Annotated in this window: 15 protein-coding genes; 7 read left to right on the plus strand and 8 right to left on the minus strand. The window is 40.0% G+C overall.

From position 1 onward, the window contains the following. Positions 1-57: 57 nt before the first annotated feature. The gene (sseA, locus tag PR834_RS05045; RefSeq protein ID WP_272525675.1) at positions 58-897 is read right to left on the minus strand and encodes a 3-mercaptopyruvate sulfurtransferase; all 840 of its coding nucleotides are present in this window, start codon (positions 895-897) and stop codon (positions 58-60) included. Between the two features lie 38 nt (positions 898-935). Further along, positions 936-1,097: a hypothetical protein gene (locus PR834_RS05050; RefSeq protein ID WP_004256593.1), complete on the minus strand. Its 162-nt coding sequence runs from the start codon at positions 1,095-1,097 to the stop codon at positions 936-938. A 257-nt stretch (positions 1,098-1,354) separates the two neighbouring features. On the opposite strand from PR834_RS05050, the gene dinG reads away from it, so the two are divergent. Beyond that, the gene (gene dinG, locus PR834_RS05055) at positions 1,355-3,466 is read left to right on the plus strand and encodes an ATP-dependent DNA helicase DinG (protein ID WP_272536484.1); all 2,112 of its coding nucleotides are present in this window, start codon (positions 1,355-1,357) and stop codon (positions 3,464-3,466) included. A 123-nt stretch (positions 3,467-3,589) separates the two neighbouring features. Here the strand turns inward: dinG and dps are convergent, their stop codons facing one another. Next, a complete protein-coding gene (gene dps, locus PR834_RS05060; RefSeq protein ID WP_004256573.1) occupies positions 3,590-4,093 on the minus strand; it encodes a DNA starvation/stationary phase protection protein Dps in 504 nt (167 codons plus the stop codon). Positions 4,094-4,431: 338 nt separating this feature from the next. Next, positions 4,432-5,319: a threonine/homoserine exporter RhtA gene (rhtA, locus tag PR834_RS05065; protein WP_272536485.1), complete on the minus strand. Its 888-nt coding sequence runs from the start codon at positions 5,317-5,319 to the stop codon at positions 4,432-4,434. Positions 5,320-5,642: 323 nt separating this feature from the next. Between rhtA and PR834_RS05070 the strand changes: the two genes are divergently transcribed. The 3 genes from PR834_RS05070 (at position 5,643) to PR834_RS05080 (ending at position 8,540) form a co-directional block, all read left to right on the plus strand. Further along, positions 5,643-6,218, plus strand: coding sequence for a TIGR00730 family Rossman fold protein (locus PR834_RS05070; RefSeq protein WP_096864124.1), 576 nt, complete (start codon positions 5,643-5,645; stop codon positions 6,216-6,218). 30 nt (positions 6,219-6,248) lie between these two features. Then, positions 6,249-6,707: a GNAT family N-acetyltransferase gene (locus PR834_RS05075; RefSeq protein ID WP_272536486.1), complete on the plus strand. Its 459-nt coding sequence runs from the start codon at positions 6,249-6,251 to the stop codon at positions 6,705-6,707. A gap of 234 nt (positions 6,708-6,941) precedes the next feature. Then, positions 6,942-8,540: an ABC-F family ATPase gene (locus tag PR834_RS05080; protein ID WP_140170853.1), complete on the plus strand. Its 1,599-nt coding sequence runs from the start codon at positions 6,942-6,944 to the stop codon at positions 8,538-8,540. A 69-nt stretch (positions 8,541-8,609) separates the two neighbouring features. Here PR834_RS05080 and PR834_RS05085 read toward each other — a convergent pair whose 3' ends face one another. The 3 genes from PR834_RS05085 to moeA form a co-directional block, all read right to left on the minus strand. Continuing rightward, positions 8,610-8,945, minus strand: a complete 336-nt coding sequence (locus PR834_RS05085; protein WP_004909208.1) for a zinc ribbon domain-containing protein YjdM — start codon at positions 8,943-8,945, stop codon at positions 8,610-8,612. A gap of 209 nt (positions 8,946-9,154) precedes the next feature. Beyond that, positions 9,155-9,907 carry a molybdopterin-synthase adenylyltransferase MoeB gene (gene moeB / locus PR834_RS05090; protein WP_180312062.1) on the minus strand — a complete coding sequence of 251 codons (753 nt, stop codon included), beginning with the start codon at positions 9,905-9,907 and terminating at the stop codon, positions 9,155-9,157. A gap of 5 nt (positions 9,908-9,912) precedes the next feature. Beyond that, positions 9,913-11,154, minus strand: coding sequence for a molybdopterin molybdotransferase MoeA (gene moeA, locus PR834_RS05095; protein ID WP_272536487.1), 1,242 nt, complete (start codon positions 11,152-11,154; stop codon positions 9,913-9,915). Between the two features lie 449 nt (positions 11,155-11,603). On the opposite strand from moeA, the gene folE reads away from it, so the two are divergent. Next, the gene (folE, locus tag PR834_RS05100; RefSeq protein WP_004256561.1) at positions 11,604-12,263 is read left to right on the plus strand and encodes a GTP cyclohydrolase I FolE; all 660 of its coding nucleotides are present in this window, start codon (positions 11,604-11,606) and stop codon (positions 12,261-12,263) included. 3 nt (positions 12,264-12,266) lie between these two features. Then, on the plus strand, positions 12,267-13,412 hold the full coding sequence (gene yeiB / locus PR834_RS05105; RefSeq protein WP_272536488.1) for a DUF418 domain-containing protein YeiB: 1,146 nt from the start codon (positions 12,267-12,269) through the stop codon (positions 13,410-13,412). Positions 13,413-13,600: 188 nt separating this feature from the next. On the opposite strand, the gene sanA is transcribed toward yeiB, so the two are convergent. After that, positions 13,601-14,305: an outer membrane permeability protein SanA gene (gene sanA / locus PR834_RS05110; RefSeq protein ID WP_094962438.1), complete on the minus strand. Its 705-nt coding sequence runs from the start codon at positions 14,303-14,305 to the stop codon at positions 13,601-13,603. Between the two features lie 367 nt (positions 14,306-14,672). On the opposite strand from sanA, the gene PR834_RS05115 reads away from it, so the two are divergent. After that, on the plus strand, positions 14,673-15,368 hold the full coding sequence (locus PR834_RS05115; RefSeq protein ID WP_094962439.1) for a sugar-binding protein: 696 nt from the start codon (positions 14,673-14,675) through the stop codon (positions 15,366-15,368). The last annotated feature ends 73 nt before the right edge of the window (positions 15,369-15,441 follow it).

Raw genomic sequence — 15,441 nt, forward strand, 5'->3', positions numbered from 1 at the left:
TTCATTCTATAAGCCACTTAAATATCAAGTGGCTTATATTTTTATGGAAGAAGAGGATTACGACTCGATTGGCAGGCCGTTATCTTGCCCCCATTGGGCCCATGAACCATCATACAAACGCACGTTTTGGTTACCTAATAATGTTAATGCCATTAATACCACAGCTGCGGTCATTCCTGAACCACAGGTCATCACTGAAGGTGCATGGATATCGACACCTTGTTTAGTAAAAATAGCTTTAAGTTGCTCCGGTGATTTGAATTCACCCTTTTCAACGAGAAGATCCCATGGGACGTTTTTGCTCCCAGGAATATGCCCCATACGTAGACCCGGACGTGGTTCTGGCGCTTGAGCAAGAAAGCGTGGTTCTGCACGAGCATCAATAATTTGAATTTTTCCTTGATTTACAATATCAAGCATTTGCTCTTGATTCAGTGCGTTACTGTCTTTACGTGTGGCATGGAATTGCTTCGCAGCTGGCGGAGTAACTTCCCCGGACTGAACATCAAACCCTGCTGCTTTCCAAGCATCGATGCCACCGGCTAAAATTTTAACGTTTTTGCAGCCCATAGTGGTGAAAGTCCACCACGCTCTTGGGGATGAAAATAAGTTATTCTGCGAATAAATAATAACTTGGGTGTCATTACCTATGCCCATGGCACTAATTGCTTGGCTAAAAACATCGGCACTTGGCAGCATATGGGGTAAATCACAGCTTTTGTCTGCAATTTCATCTTGATGAAAGAACTGAGCGTTAGGAATATGTTCTTCTAAATATTGTTGGCGGCAATCATAAGGTGCGGTCGGTGGCGGAGAAGATGCATCGAGTACAATGATGTTATCATTAAATAGATGTAAATTTAACCATTGTGGGGTTACGAAATAATCGTTGTACATAAGCTATCTCCATCCTGGGCTGATAAATTATTTTAAAATTACTGAATTTGATTGGGTGCTGGCAGTGCTGAAGGGGATTGCGGTTGCCCTTGCTCAAGTGGTGTGGTTGAACGTGTATAAATGTTCATACCCGCTAAAACAATACCGCCTACAGAACCAAAAGCGCATAATGCGCAAAGTGCGATAACAACCTTTTTCATTTTCTATAGCCTGCCTAGTGATAAAAATCCAAATGATATAAGAACTCAAAGTATAACCGGATGAGTGTTGCAAACAAGTTAAAAGCTATTTTTTCTGTTGCAGAATGGGCGTTTTGCAAAAAGCTTCCCAATTTTTATGTATAATGGGTATTAATACAGTAGTTTTGCGAAGCGGTTGGCAAAAGCGTTTTTTACATATTCCGTATTGTTGTCAGTTTCGTTATCTTTCATTTTAACTTTGGTCACCTGCATAATTTATGTCCCTGTCGAATAAAACTAAAGAACAAATAACTCAGTGGTATAAAGGGTTGTCCGTACAAATTGACGGGTTTGTTTCCCGATCACCGCAGCGGCAGATGATCGCGCAAGTCGCAAAAAATTTAGCAGATGATGACGGCCGCCATTTGGTTATAGAAGCGCCTACTGGGGTGGGTAAAACGCTATCTTATTTAATACCAGGGATAGCGGTTGGTAGGGAAGAAGGTAAAACCTTAGTGGTCAGTACGGCGAATGTGGCATTACAAGACCAAATTTATAGTAAAGATTTACCCTTATTAAGCAAAATTATTCCTGATTTAAAATATACAGGGGCATTTGGGCGTGCTCGTTATGTTTGCCCTCGTAATTTAGAAGCTATTTGTGCCGCGGAAGGCGAACAAATTGATTTAATGTTATTGGTGGAAGATAAAACAGAAATTGCGAATAGTGAAGAGCGGGCTATTTGTCAGCAACTGCGGCATGACTTTCAGAGTTTTGCATGGGATGGGCTAAGGGATCACCACAAACGTGCATTTAGTGATAGCTTATGGCGCAAAGTCAGCACAGATAAAATGAATTGTTTAGGTCGTAATTGTCAATTTTATCAGCGTTGCCCATTTTTTATTGCTAGGCGGGAAATCGAAGATGCCGATGTGGTGGTTGCTAATCATGCGTTAGTTATGGCTGCAATGGAAAGTGAATCGGTATTACCTGACCCGAAAAATTTATTATTAGTGCTTGATGAAGGCCATCATGTTCCGGATGTTGCAAGGGATGCCCTTGAAGTTGAAGGCGAAATTACGTTAGTTCAACTAACGGCACAGCTTGATAGCTTTATTCAGCATGTTGGGCAGTACATGGGGCAATTTCGTCCGGCGAAGCCACCAAAGTTAGCTAACCCCGAACGGTTACAGCAACATGCAGAAAAATTACGTGAAACATTTCGTGATTTCTCATTATTAGCGAATGCATTATTACCAGAAACATCAAAAGAAACTGAATATTTATTTCCGCTTGGTGTATTGCCTGAAGCTATGCAACTGAGCTGTCAGGCCTTGTTTAAGCAAACTGATGCATTACAGGGACTGGCGGAAGCCATCTTAAATGATTTGACGGAACAAACTGCGAAGCAAGATATTGTCCGCTTACATCGCTCCATTATTGTGACTAGTAGGGCTATGGGGTACTTTGAAAATATGTCGAAGCTTTGGCGGTTGGCGGCATTAGAACAAAGTTCAGGTGCCCCTGTATCAAAATGGTTAAGTCGGCGTTATGAGAAAAACCAATCTCGCTTCTTTATGCATTGTGCAGGGATCCGAGTCAGCGAACAATTACAACATTTGTTATGGCGAAATGTTCCTCATATTGTGATTACCTCGGCAACACTGAGGTCATTGAACAGTTATTCACGTTTTATGGAACTTACTGGGTTATCCGAAAAAAGTGATGACCGCTTTGTGACATTATCTTCTCCTTTTAACCATGTTGAGCAGGGAAAAATTATTATTCCTAAAATGGAATATGAGCCAACGATAAACACTGAAGCTGAACACTTAGCGGAAGTGGCAGTATTTTTCCGTGAACAATTCACTAAAAATACTCACCGTGGAGTACTGGTTTTGTTTAGTAGCCAAAGAGCGATGGAAGGTTTTCTTGAGCACGTAAAAGATTTGCGTTTGCAGCTTTTAGTTCAAGGAGATCAGCCACGTTACCGGTTAGTCGAAACACATTGCGAAAGAATTAACCAAGGGCAATCTAGTGCCTTAATTGGCTTACAATCGTTTGCTGAGGGGTTAGACCTAAAAGGGGAATATTTAACTCAGGTCCATATTCATAAAATTGCATTTCCACCAGTAACAAACCCTGTGATTATCACCGAAGGGGATTGGTTGAAATCATTGAAGCGATACCCATTTGAAGTACAAAGTTTACCTAGCGCCTCATTTAACTTGATACAGCAAGCAGGTAGGTTGATTCGTAGTCATGAGTGCTATGGTGAAATTATTATTTATGATAAACGTTTGCTAACTAAAAATTATGGTAAAAGGCTATTAAATGCATTACCTGTATTTCCTATAGAACAACCTGAGATACCTAAAAACAGTAAATAACTAAGTTAACTTATTTTATTTTTAGGTATTTGAATAACAGTTTGATTATAGTTAATGACTCGCAAATAAAATGGCCACTCTACAGTGGCCATTGGTCAATTTTAATTGACTCTATTTACGACATTACTCAATATTTGCTTCTAAGAACCAGAGGAATTTATCCATATCGCGGGAAGCTGCGGTAAACATATCCGCAGTGTCTTCGTCTTCCACCTCATCAATGGCTTTACGGATATCATTCGCGACAATAGCATAGCGGTCGGCTAACGCTTTTAAGTGGTCTTGTACACTATGGATATTAATTGGGTAAGCTTCTAACGAGGTGAAGCGGTTAACTTCTTGCGTTGTACCAATAGCAACACCTCCCAATTGAACCGCGCGCTCTGCGAATTCATCTAAATGTTCAACTAACGTGGTTCTAAAGCCATCTAGCATTTCATGGATAGCAATAAAATTACGGCCACGCATATTCCAGTGGGCTTGTTTAGTCATTAGAGAGAGATCGGTAAAATGGACCACCATAACATTAAGAATTCCAATGGTTTCCAATTTTACGCTGTCTTCCATATCATTACGTGTATATAAAAGTTCATTTGAAGATGCTTTAAATAATTTAGCTGTGCTCATGATTCATCCTCTCTTAAATATGAATTTGTTTAGTAACCTCATCTGTCAATAAATATAAAATAACTAAACTAATTTGTCATAATGTAATAAACGATTAATTTAATAGGTCTATTCGATATACTTTATTAACCGTTAATTAATTGTGGATCTTCGGTACTAATCGTTTTTGACAATAAGTGCGATAGAGATAATAAATTTTTATTTAAAGCATAAACTAGAAATAAAAATAGATTATTTCAAATTGATGAATAAAACTTTACACGAAAAAAGGTTAATAAATATCTATATATCGAATTTATTAACCTTGATTGTCTTTGTTTGCTTCGAGCTTTTAGTGGCTAGGACACTTTTTCGATTTTTGACTTTGGTACTGCTGTTGAGGTGGAGCCAATAGAAGCACAGACAATACATAATAATGCCAACCATTGAGTCATCGTTAAGTGCTCATTTAGGAAAACAATTCCTAAAAATGCGCCCATACAAGGTTCAAGGCTCATCAATGTACCAAAAGTTCGGGCAGGCAAACGCGTTAGCGCGATCATTTCTAATGTATAAGGAAATGCGGTTGATAAAATCGCGACTGCTAGTGCAATAGGTAAAATTGAGGGGTCGAACATCACCTCGACACCTGTTTGCATTAAGCCGATAGGGAAGAAGAGCATGGCAGAAATAAATGAACCTATTGCAACGGTTGCTGCACCGTAACCCGCTCCTGCACGTTGCCCGAATATAATATATAACCCCCAGCAGACACCGGCTCCGAGAGCATAGAGAGCACCGAGTGTATCAATGGAATCAATATTATCGCCGATTGGAAGTAAGAATAATAACCCAACAATAACAAGGGCTATCCATAAAAAATCAATCGGACGGCGAGAAGAAAACATCGCAACGGCTAAAGGACCAGTAAATTCTAAAGCAACAGCTATCCCTAATGGAATTCGTTCAAGAGATAGGTAAAACAAATAATTCATCGTACCTAGGGATAACCCATAAGCAAGCAATGGAACTAGCGAATTTTTTCTGAATTTTAAACGCCAAGGCTTAAAAATAACGAACAAAATAATAGTAGCAAGCAATAAACGTAAACCAGTAACACCGGGAGCGCCGATAACAGGAAATAAAGTTTTAGCTAAAGAAGCCCCGCTTTGAATAGAGGTCATTGCAAGCAGTAATAACCCTATAGGTAATAGCGGAAATGCGCTCTTTTTAGTGTCGGCAGACATAAATAAGTAAACCTCGGAAAACGTAACTTAATTGATAATAAATATTTAGAAAATAAGTATTCAGTGATGAAAAATAATTTCTTAAAGATTATCTCATAAAACAGCACGGCTTTATATTTGTTTATGGTTTAGCTATAGAGAATAAGGGGGTAAATGTGCTCTATTGGTTGTCAACATGTTGGTTTAGGTGAATAGCAGTGCTATAAACATGAGTTAGTCTCATTTTATTATGGCGAAGAGTGAAGCTTGAGCTTCTGTATTAGGCTCGTATAATTCAGTGCTTTAACTAAAAAGTCACAATAAAAATGGAAAATGAGGAACAAATGGGAAAAATTAAAAGTATTGCAGTGTATTGTGGTTCCAGTATGGGAAAAAATGAGGTCTATCAGCAAAAAGCCATTGAGTTTGCTAAAGAAATGGTTAAACGTGATATCACGTTAGTCTATGGTGGAGCGAGCGTGGGAATTATGGGGACAGTTGCTGATACCGTATTGTCATTAGGGGGAAAAGCGATTGGGGTGATCCCATCATTGCTAGAAGAACGTGAAATTTCTCATAAGAATTTAACTGAGTTGTATAAAGTTGAAACGATGCATCAGCGTAAAAGTAAAATGATTGAGCTTGCGGATGCCTTTGTCGCTTTGCCTGGCGGTTATGGCACGCTTGAAGAGTACGCAGAAGTATTTACTTGGAGCCAAATTGGTTTGCATGCTAAGCCATGCGCTTTATTTAATATTAATAATTATTGGCAGCCATTGATTGATATGACAAATAAGATGGCAGATGAAGGTTTCCTCCATGAAAAATACCGTCATATGGCGATTGTGAATGATTCTCCCGCTGAGTTATTAGAAAGTTTTGAATCTTATGTCGCCCCACCAATTAAAACCTACGACTAGCGTTAATATTAAAATCACAGAGAGGAATGCATGATAAGGGAAGCTATTAAAAGTGATGTAGAATCCATTTTATCGCTTTACCAAATTTTGTTTTCGGAAATGGCATTATTCGACCCTGAACGTTTACAACCAGCGGAGCAGACTAGGGAATTTATTGAAAATGCGATTATTGACGATAAATTTTGTTTATTAGTTGCTGAATTTAACAGTGAGATTAAAGGGCTTTGTATTGCACAACAACAAGCAGCTGACCCTTATAACTGTGTTGTTCCTCGAAATTTTGGTTATATCTTTGACCTAGTGGTTGCTCCTAATTTCCGTGGTGAAAAAGCAGGGCAAAAATTACTAAATGCGATGAAAGCCTGGGCAAAAAGTCGACAACTAAGCCACTTGGAGTTGTCAGTGTTAGCGCAAAACCATAAAGCGATTAAATTTTATGAGCGAGAAGGGCTAACCGAGATCAGCCGTACTATGGGGATCGCTCTTTAGTTTGGCATTTAGTCAGCCTTTCCTTTCGTGTTAATCAATTTGCTGAAAACAGCACAAGATCTAAGCGGTGTAATATGGCATAATGCGCCGCTATTTATACCTGCCATACTCTAATGACCATACATGGAGTGTATTTTGCTGCTCAAATCACTATTTTGGGTTGTTTTGCACGCTGTGGTCATAGACCCCTAATCATCGCAGGCTATTTTACACCGTTTAATTTAAGGCATAGCAGTGTTAACAACGAACAATATCACTATGCAGTTTGGCAGTAAGCCACTGTTTGAAAACATTTCAGTTAAATTTGGCACAGGCAACCGTTATGGTTTGATCGGCGCAAATGGCGCGGGTAAATCCACATTTATGAAGATTTTAGGGGGAGATTTAACCCCTACAGCTGGAAATGTGAGCACGACTGATCCAAATGAGCGTATTGGTAAACTTCGCCAAGATCAGTTCGCATTTGAAGAATTTACCGTACTTGATACCGTGATTATGGGCCATAGCGAGCTGTGGGACGTCAAACAAGAGCGCGATAGAATCTACGCCTTACCTGAAATGAGCGAAGAAGACGGCTACCGTGTGGCTGACCTAGAAGTCGCTTATGGTGAAATGGACGGTTATAGTGCGGAAGCGCGTGCAGGTGAATTATTACTAGGTGTGGGTATTCCTGTTGAACAACACTATGGGCCGATGAGTGAAGTCGCACCAGGCTGGAAGCTGCGAGTGCTGTTGGCTCAAGCCCTATTTTCTGACCCTGATATCTTATTACTCGATGAGCCGACGAATAACTTGGATATCGATACGATTCGTTGGTTAGAGCAAGTGCTGAACGATCGTAACTGTACTATGATCATTATTTCCCATGATAGGCACTTTTTAAATACCGTATGTACCCATATGGCTGATCTAGATTACGGTGAATTGCGTTTATTCACTGGTAACTATGATGAATATATGATCGCGGCAACTCAAGCACGTGAGCGTTTACTGGCAGATAACGCGAAGAAAAAAGCACAAATTGCAGAACTGCAATCTTTTGTTAGCCGCTTTAGCGCTAACGCATCTAAATCGAAACAAGCGACTTCACGCGCACGTCAAATTGATAAAATTCAATTGGATGAAGTGAAAGCGTCTAGCCGACAAAATCCATTTATTCGTTTTGAACAAGAGAAAAAATTGTTCCGAAATGCGCTTGAATTAGAAGCTGTAACGAACGGTTATGACCAAGGGCCATTATTCAAAAACGTCAATTTATTACTGGAAGTTGGCGAAAAAATGGCTGTCATTGGTGCTAATGGTATCGGTAAAACTACATTCTTAAAAACACTGGTGGGTGAACAGCCTGCAACGAGCGGGATGGTTAAATGGTCAGAAAACAGCAGTATTGGGTACTATGCCCAAGACCATGCAGAAGATTTTGAAACGGATTTAACCGTGTTTGACTGGATGAGTCAGTGGAAAAGTGAAGGGGATGACGAGCAAGCGGTGCGCAGTATTTTAGGCCGTTTACTGTTTTCTCAAGATGACATTAAAAAGAAAGTTAAAGTGTTATCCGGTGGTGAACAAGGGCGTATGTTATTTGGTAAGTTAATGATGCAACAGCCAAATATTTTGATTATGGATGAGCCAACCAACCACTTGGATATGGAATCTATCGAGTCATTAAACTTAGCCCTCGAATTATACAAAGGTACGTTAATTTTCGTTTCTCATGACCGTGAGTTTGTTAGCTCGTTAGCGAGTCGTATTTTAGAAATTAAAGAAGATAAAGTCATTGATTTCAAAGGTAGTTATGATGAATACCTGACAAGCCAAGGTGTGGTTATCTAAATCTGTTTTTTGGGATTAGAAACACAAAAGCCCTCAAAATCTGAGGGCTTTTTAATGGGTGAAGTAAACTTAGTTTTTCTTCACAAACTCAGATTTCAATTTCATTTGACCGAAACCATCAATTTTACAATCGATATTGTGGTCGCCTTCGACCAAACGGATACCTTTAACGCGGGTACCAATTTTTAGCATAGAAGAGCTGCCTTTGACTTTGAGATCTTTAATAACCGTGATGGTATCACCATCAGCTAACAGGTTGCCATTGGCATCTTTTACAATCAATTCATCAATATCAGCTACAGGTTCGGCATCATTCCATTCATGCGCGCACTCAGGGCAGATATACATATCGTTATCAGTATAGGTGTATTCAGACTGGCATTTCGGGCAAGGAGGGAATTGCATATTCATACTCTCAGTAACTTTATCAAAAGAATAAACAGTGGTGATATTTAAACCATCAAGCACCACAAAAGAGAGATAGTATAAGGTGAAAGGGCAATTAAATTATTTTTTCGGATTATTCTTAATTTTGATGTAATAAAAATAGGAAAAAGGCGAGAAAAGCCTCGCCTGAATGATGAGAAAAGCCAACTTGCCCGAAAATTTAGCAGTTAGCTTTTAGCACAGACTTCACAATGCGGGTCTTTGCTAAGTTTAAATTGGCGAAAATCCATGGTCATTGCATCAAATAGCAATACTTTTCCTGAATTAACTTTCCCATAATTAGCTAATAATTTAATGGTTTCCATCGCTTCTAGCGTACCAATGGTACCGACTAAAGGGGACATAACCCCTGCTTCCACACAAGTTAAGTTATTTTCACCAAATAAACGGCTTAAACAGTGATAGCAAGGGGTGTTTTCTTCATAAGTGAAAACAGATAATTGCCCTTCCATGCGAATAGCAGCACCTGAAACCAGTGGTTTTTTTCGTGGTAAACACAAGCGGTTGAGCTGTTCACGAATGGCAACGTTATCTGTGCAGTCTAAGATCACATCATGATGCATAATTAATTCATCAAGTTGTGCATCATCAAGTTGTGCATTGACGGTGTCAATTTGAATATATGGGTTAATGGCAGCAAGTTGCGCTTTAGCTGAATCAACTTTCGGTGTACCAATGGTGACGTCACGGTGCAAAATTTGCCGTTGCAAGTTAGACAATGACACGGTATCGAAATCCACCAATGTCAGATGACCGACACCAGCAGCAGCAAGGTATTGAGCTGCGGCACAGCCTAAACCGCCAAGGCCAATAACCAGTACTTTGCCAGCTTTAAGTTTTTCCTGCCCATCGAAATCAAACCCACGGAGGATAATTTGGCGGTTGTACCGCAACATTTCCGGATCGCTAAGCTCTTGCACTGTTATTATTCACTTTTTAATAAATAGTTAAACATTTCGACTTCAACCATTTCACCTGCTTCAACGCGCCCACGTTCTCTTTCAAGGACAATAAAACAGTTGGCTAAACTAAATGAACTAAACACATGTGAGCCTTGGTGACCCGTCGTGGCGACTTGCAACTGCCCTTGCTCATTGGTGCTTAGAATTCCTCGTTGAAAATCTAAACGGCCCGGGCTTTTCTTCAACGCGGTGGTCACTGGAACCTTAAAGCGTAGCGGAGCACGCCATTGGCTGTGTCCTGAAAGGCGGGCAATCAGCGGTTGAACCAATTGATAGAAGGTGAGTGCGGCGGAAACAGGGTTCCCCGGTAGCCCACAAAACCAAGCGTCGCTCAGCTTACCAAAAGCAAAGGGTTTTCCTGGTTTAATGGCTAACTTCCAAAAACCAATGGTGCCTAATTCATCCAAAATTTGTTTGGTATAGTCGGCTTCACCTACGGAAACACCGCCACTACTGATCACTAAATCAGCGTGTTGGTTAGCTTCGATAAAGGTTTGCTTGAGTTTTTCGGGCGAGTCCGGTATTACCCCTAAATCAAACACTTCACAATTAAGTTTTTCCAGCATCAGACGAACGGTAAAACGGTTAGTATCATAAATTTGCCCATCTGCTAAAGGAAGGCCGACGGCTTGTAGCTCATCTCCCGTTGAAAAAACGGCAACTTTAAGGCGGCGATATACGGTGACATCAGCAATACCCAGTGAAGCAATTAAAGGTAGCTGAGCGGTCGTTAGTAAGGTGCCCGCAGGGAATACGGCACTGCCTTGGGTAATATCTTCCCCTGCTTTGCGGATATTACTACCTTGTTTAATTGGTTGGGTGAATACAATACCTTGGTCCGTTTGTTGTGTAGATTCTTGCATCACAACGGTATCCACTCCTTGTGGAATTGGTGCGCCTGTCATAATACGTACGCAGCAACCTGCTTTTAGTTCACCTTCCATCGGGTTACCCGCAAAAGATTCACCTGCTACAGGCATTGGCGTTTTACCATCCCAATCGGCGAAACGTAAGCCATAACCATCCATAGCAGAATTATCAAATGGTGGAACATTGATAGGGGAAATCAGGTCTGTCGCAATGATACGTTGTGCAGAGGAGGTCAGTGGAATGATTTCTGTATCTGTGACGGTTTTCGTTTGAGATAGTAATTTTTCCAATGCAACATCTAGAGAAATCAAATCGTTAGTATGACACTGATCCATAAATAATGACCCTCATTATTGTTATCTGCCTTGAGGCTTTAAAATGTGTTCGTGATGCATATTATGGCAGAAATCCATTAGTGCGTGAATGAATAGAAATTGATTACAGATAGCTTTTGGTTAGATTTAACGAACAGGGAGGCATTAACGTAGACAAAATTACACATGAAATGACCAATTTTTAGATTATTTATTGCGTTAATCATTTCAAGTTTATTCGTTTATCGCCATTCAAGGTTAAAACATTGATAAAAAATGTGCTACTAATCACCTTATATAAGGTGTAAAACCTTTTAATGTATGTATTCATCTTGTGAATAAATTACAGGGCTAAATGCAAATATTTCACAGCGATTAACGATGTTGTACTGGATTATCTCTACCTGCTGTTTTAGAGTACCGCACACCTGCATTTTATAAAAATAGTTATACCATTTGTGGAGGATCACATGTCATCTCTGAGTAAAGAGGCCGAATTAGTTCATGCCGCGCTGGAGGCTAGAGGCCTAGAAACGCCTTTACGTATCCAGCCAAAATCAGGCGACGAACGTAAGAAACTGATTGAAGGGCACATGACAGAGATCATGACGCTACTGAATTTGGATTTAACCGATGACAGTTTAGCTGATACCCCTCGTCGCATCGCAAAAATGTATGTTGATGAAATTTTTTCAGGGCTTGATTACGCAAACTTTCCAAAAATCACTTTAATTGAAAATAAAATGAAAGTGGATGAAATGGTCACTGTGCGTGATATTACGTTAACAAGTACCTGTGAACACCATTTTGTTACGATTGATGGAAAGGCCACGGTTGCCTATATTCCAAAAGATAAAGTCATTGGTTTATCGAAAATTAATCGAATTGTGCAATTTTTCTCACAGCGCCCACAAGTGCAAGAGCGCTTAACACAGCAAATTTTGGTTGCTTTGCAAACATTATTGGGAACAACAAATGTAGCTGTTTGTATCGATGCAGTGCATTATTGCGTGAAAGCACGTGGTATTCGTGACGCGACAAGTGCAACAACAACAACGTCATTAGGCGGGTTATTTAAATCAAGCCAAAATACACGGCAAGAATTTTTACGTGCAGTGCGTCACTTATAATTTATGACAGCAACGACGCCGTCAAGTCGCATTGGCCAACTTGACGCTGTTCGTGGTATGGCGATTTTAGGTATTCTTTTAATGAATATCTTTGCTTTTGCTTTACCACAAGCGGCGTATTTAAACCCTTATTACACCAATAAAACACCCGACTCAGAGGCTTACCTCTGGGGGATTTTCAATGTCCTTTTTCAAGGCAAAGTTCTCGCTATTTTTTCAATCCTATTTGGGGCAACCCTTGCTTTATTACAACCCCGTTCTCTTCGTTGGAACCGATGCCGTCTATTGGTTTTAGCCCTGTTTGGGGTGATTCATGGGGTTGGTTTTTGGGATGGTGATATTCTTTTGGCTTATGCATTGACGGGCTTGTTGGTAACCTATCTGCTTAATCAATATGAAGATGGTTTTTTATTGAAAATAGCACTATCAATCTATTTGATTGGGTTAGTTATCTTGCTCGTGTTGGGTAGTAGTGTAAACCCCTCCGGTTTTTGGCAAACCTCTGATGAGCAACTGGCATTTGAATATGCGATACATACCTCAGGGGGAATGGATGGCGTGCTTTATCGAGCGTCAGAGATGCTCAAAATGGTTGAAATGTTGGTTATCCAATATGGCTGGCAATTAGCGGCATTGATGGTTATTGGTGCACTGCTAATGAAAAATGGTTGGTTACGAGGGCAATTTAGCGCTCAACACTACCGCAAAGTAGCCTACATATTTATCTTGCCATCTATATTGGTCCAAATAGTTTCGCTATACATGCAAAGCCAATTCAATTGGAGTTATTTTTCAACATCAATCATTGGTTACATTATTAATGAGCTAGTTATTCCATTTCAATCTTTAGGATACATAGCTCTGGTGTATGGCTTTTGGACGATACTGGCAAACAGCAAAGTCGCTCTTGGCTTGCAATATGTGGGGCGGATGGCGCTAAGTAATTATATTTTGCAAACGCTAATTTGTACCATGTTGTTTTACCAATTCGGCTATTTTGGTCAATTTACGCGGGTTGAATTACTTGCCTTGGTTCCCATTATTTGGGGAGCAAATTTATTGTTTTCTTATTATTGGTTGATGTTTTTCAGGCAAGGCCCACTTGAATGGTGTTGGCGCAAATTAACGAGAAAGCTGATAGGTAGATGAGTATTCATCTACCTATCAGACTGCTGACAAACATATTATGTTTGGCGGCAAGTCGAATAGGTTATTGAAAATAAACTAGGAAAATCAATTTATTGATTTTCGGCTGATAACACAAAGCGGGAAAAACCACGCTTTTATCCCGCTTTGTCAACAACCTCATAGGTAGATGAGTATTCATCTACCTATATCTACTTCAATTTATTGACTTCATCCGGTGAAACCGCCGGATAGCCTTTAATTCCTGCTGGCATCTTAATGGGGGCTGGGATGGATTCTTGTTCACCTAAAAATTTAGGTTCCCGTTTTAAGATATATAAATCCGCCAGAGCGCCTAGCCGTGCAAACACTTCACGCACTCTCACTCTATACATTCCAGAAGGTGTCGGAACTGCTAAACATTGTGCATCAATACCTTTATGTTTGGCGATAAAGACCGCGCGTTCACAATGAAAACGCTGGGTAATAATCGTAAAATTATCGGTATCAAACACTTTTTTAGTGCGTACTACGGAGTCTAATGTCCTAAAACCTGCGAAATCGAGCACGATTTTAGAGGCTGGAACCCCTTCTTTAATTAAATCTTTACGCATGTTGATTGGCTCATTGTAATTATGAGCGCCATTATCACCACTGAGGAGCAAATATTTAACTTTTCCACTGTGGTATGCCTCTGCTGCGCCTTTAATGCGATAGGTATAATAGAGGTTATTAACACCAGAGGCATAATATTTGGATGTGCCAAGTACCATCCCAACATCGCGTGCAGGCAATTTTTCTACATCTTCATAGATATAGGGGGCGGTATCCCAGCTTATCCAGCGATCAAGCAACATTATGGTCGTAAATGCGATCCCTGCAATAATAATAAGACCAAAAAACAGACGTTTCCTCATGTCCTAGCCTTGATAATAAAAAGTCATAATCCGAAATTGTCAGCCCCAATAGGCCTGTGTCTTTAGGCTACTTGACTTAAATTAGTGACGCAAGTCGCGTAACGTAAAGTCATGTCAATGTCTGAATACCAATCGAAGTTGACTAATATTAAGCCTAATAATTGAATTAAAATTAATCAGACATTGGATGAAAAAGATAAATCACATTCTCATTAAAGAGTGAGCGGCTTCACATCATGATAGTTTTTATAGAATGAAGCTATATATTATGAAATTTTAATTCTATATTTTGTATGTTCTATGAAATATTGTTTCTTTGGCGGTTTTTTGTGAATAACAGCTCTCTAATCAGATAGGTGAGGAAAGTATGAAATTAACGACATTACTAGCCGCGAGCGCTGTGCTTGTTACAGCAAGTGTGGCGGCAAAAGAGTACCAAATCAATCATACCGATCAGTTAAAATCACTCAATGATGCGACTAAAAGTACTGAAGTCTGGGAAAAAGCAGAAGTATTAACCGATTTTACTTACCCATGGGAAAAGGAAGTGGCTCCCAAAACAGATTTTCGCGCTTTATGGAGTGATGACGCACTATATTTCCGTTTTATTGCAGATGATAAAGATATCCAGTTAGGTGATAATCCAGATAAAGACCAAGCAGTGTTAGATTCTGACCGAGTCGAACTCTTTTTCGCGACTAGCCCTGAATTAAAACCTTATTACACGGCTGAAATGGACCCGAAAGGGCGTACTTTCGATGCAAAAGCTAATTATTACCGTGAAGTTGACCCAAGTTGGAACTGGGAAACATTACAAACCGTGGGTGAAATAACGCCAAATGGTTATGTATTAACGGGAAAAATTGATTTAGATGAATTCACTAAACTCGATTTATGGCAAGACGCAGACAAACAGACACTAATGTGTGCCATTTTGCGTGGAGAGTTCAGCGCGGGTGAACCTAAGCAAGTGCGTAAATGGATTAGCTGGATCAAACCTGATTCCGTTAAACCTGATTTTCACATCCCATCAGCCTTCGGAACCTGTAAGTTCGTAAAATAGCATTATCGCCGGTGGCTTTTGTCACCGGTATTTTTCAATACAAACCTATTATTGTGAGTAAGATCATAACCCG

This window comes from Providencia sp. PROV182, assembly GCF_028480325.1.
Taxonomy (GTDB): Bacteria; Pseudomonadota; Gammaproteobacteria; order Enterobacterales; family Enterobacteriaceae; genus Providencia; species Providencia hangzhouensis.

Excerpts from the sequence above, each read along its gene's own strand:
- dinG (WP_272536484.1), top strand. The coding sequence starts at position 1,355 with ATGTCCCTGTCGAATAAAACTAAAGAACAAATAACTCAGTGGTATAAA.
- PR834_RS05115 (WP_094962439.1), top strand. The coding sequence starts at position 14,673 with ATGAAATTAACGACATTACTAGCCGCGAGCGCTGTGCTTGTTACAGCA.
- moeA (WP_272536487.1), bottom strand. The coding sequence starts at position 11,154 with ATGGATCAGTGTCATACTAACGATTTGATTTCTCTAGATGTTGCATTG.
- PR834_RS05050 (WP_004256593.1), bottom strand. The coding sequence starts at position 1,097 with ATGAAAAAGGTTGTTATCGCACTTTGCGCATTATGCGCTTTTGGTTCT.
- yeiB (WP_272536488.1), top strand. The coding sequence starts at position 12,267 with ATGACAGCAACGACGCCGTCAAGTCGCATTGGCCAACTTGACGCTGTT.
- dps (WP_004256573.1), bottom strand. The coding sequence starts at position 4,093 with ATGAGCACAGCTAAATTATTTAAAGCATCTTCAAATGAACTTTTATAT.
- folE (WP_004256561.1), top strand. The coding sequence starts at position 11,604 with ATGTCATCTCTGAGTAAAGAGGCCGAATTAGTTCATGCCGCGCTGGAG.
- rhtA (WP_272536485.1), bottom strand. The coding sequence starts at position 5,319 with ATGTCTGCCGACACTAAAAAGAGCGCATTTCCGCTATTACCTATAGGG.
- PR834_RS05085 (WP_004909208.1), bottom strand. The coding sequence starts at position 8,945 with ATGCAATTCCCTCCTTGCCCGAAATGCCAGTCTGAATACACCTATACT.
- PR834_RS05075 (WP_272536486.1), top strand. The coding sequence starts at position 6,249 with ATGATAAGGGAAGCTATTAAAAGTGATGTAGAATCCATTTTATCGCTT.
- PR834_RS05070 (WP_096864124.1), top strand. The coding sequence starts at position 5,643 with ATGGGAAAAATTAAAAGTATTGCAGTGTATTGTGGTTCCAGTATGGGA.
- sanA (WP_094962438.1), bottom strand. The coding sequence starts at position 14,305 with ATGAGGAAACGTCTGTTTTTTGGTCTTATTATTATTGCAGGGATCGCA.
- sseA (WP_272525675.1), bottom strand. The coding sequence starts at position 897 with ATGTACAACGATTATTTCGTAACCCCACAATGGTTAAATTTACATCTA.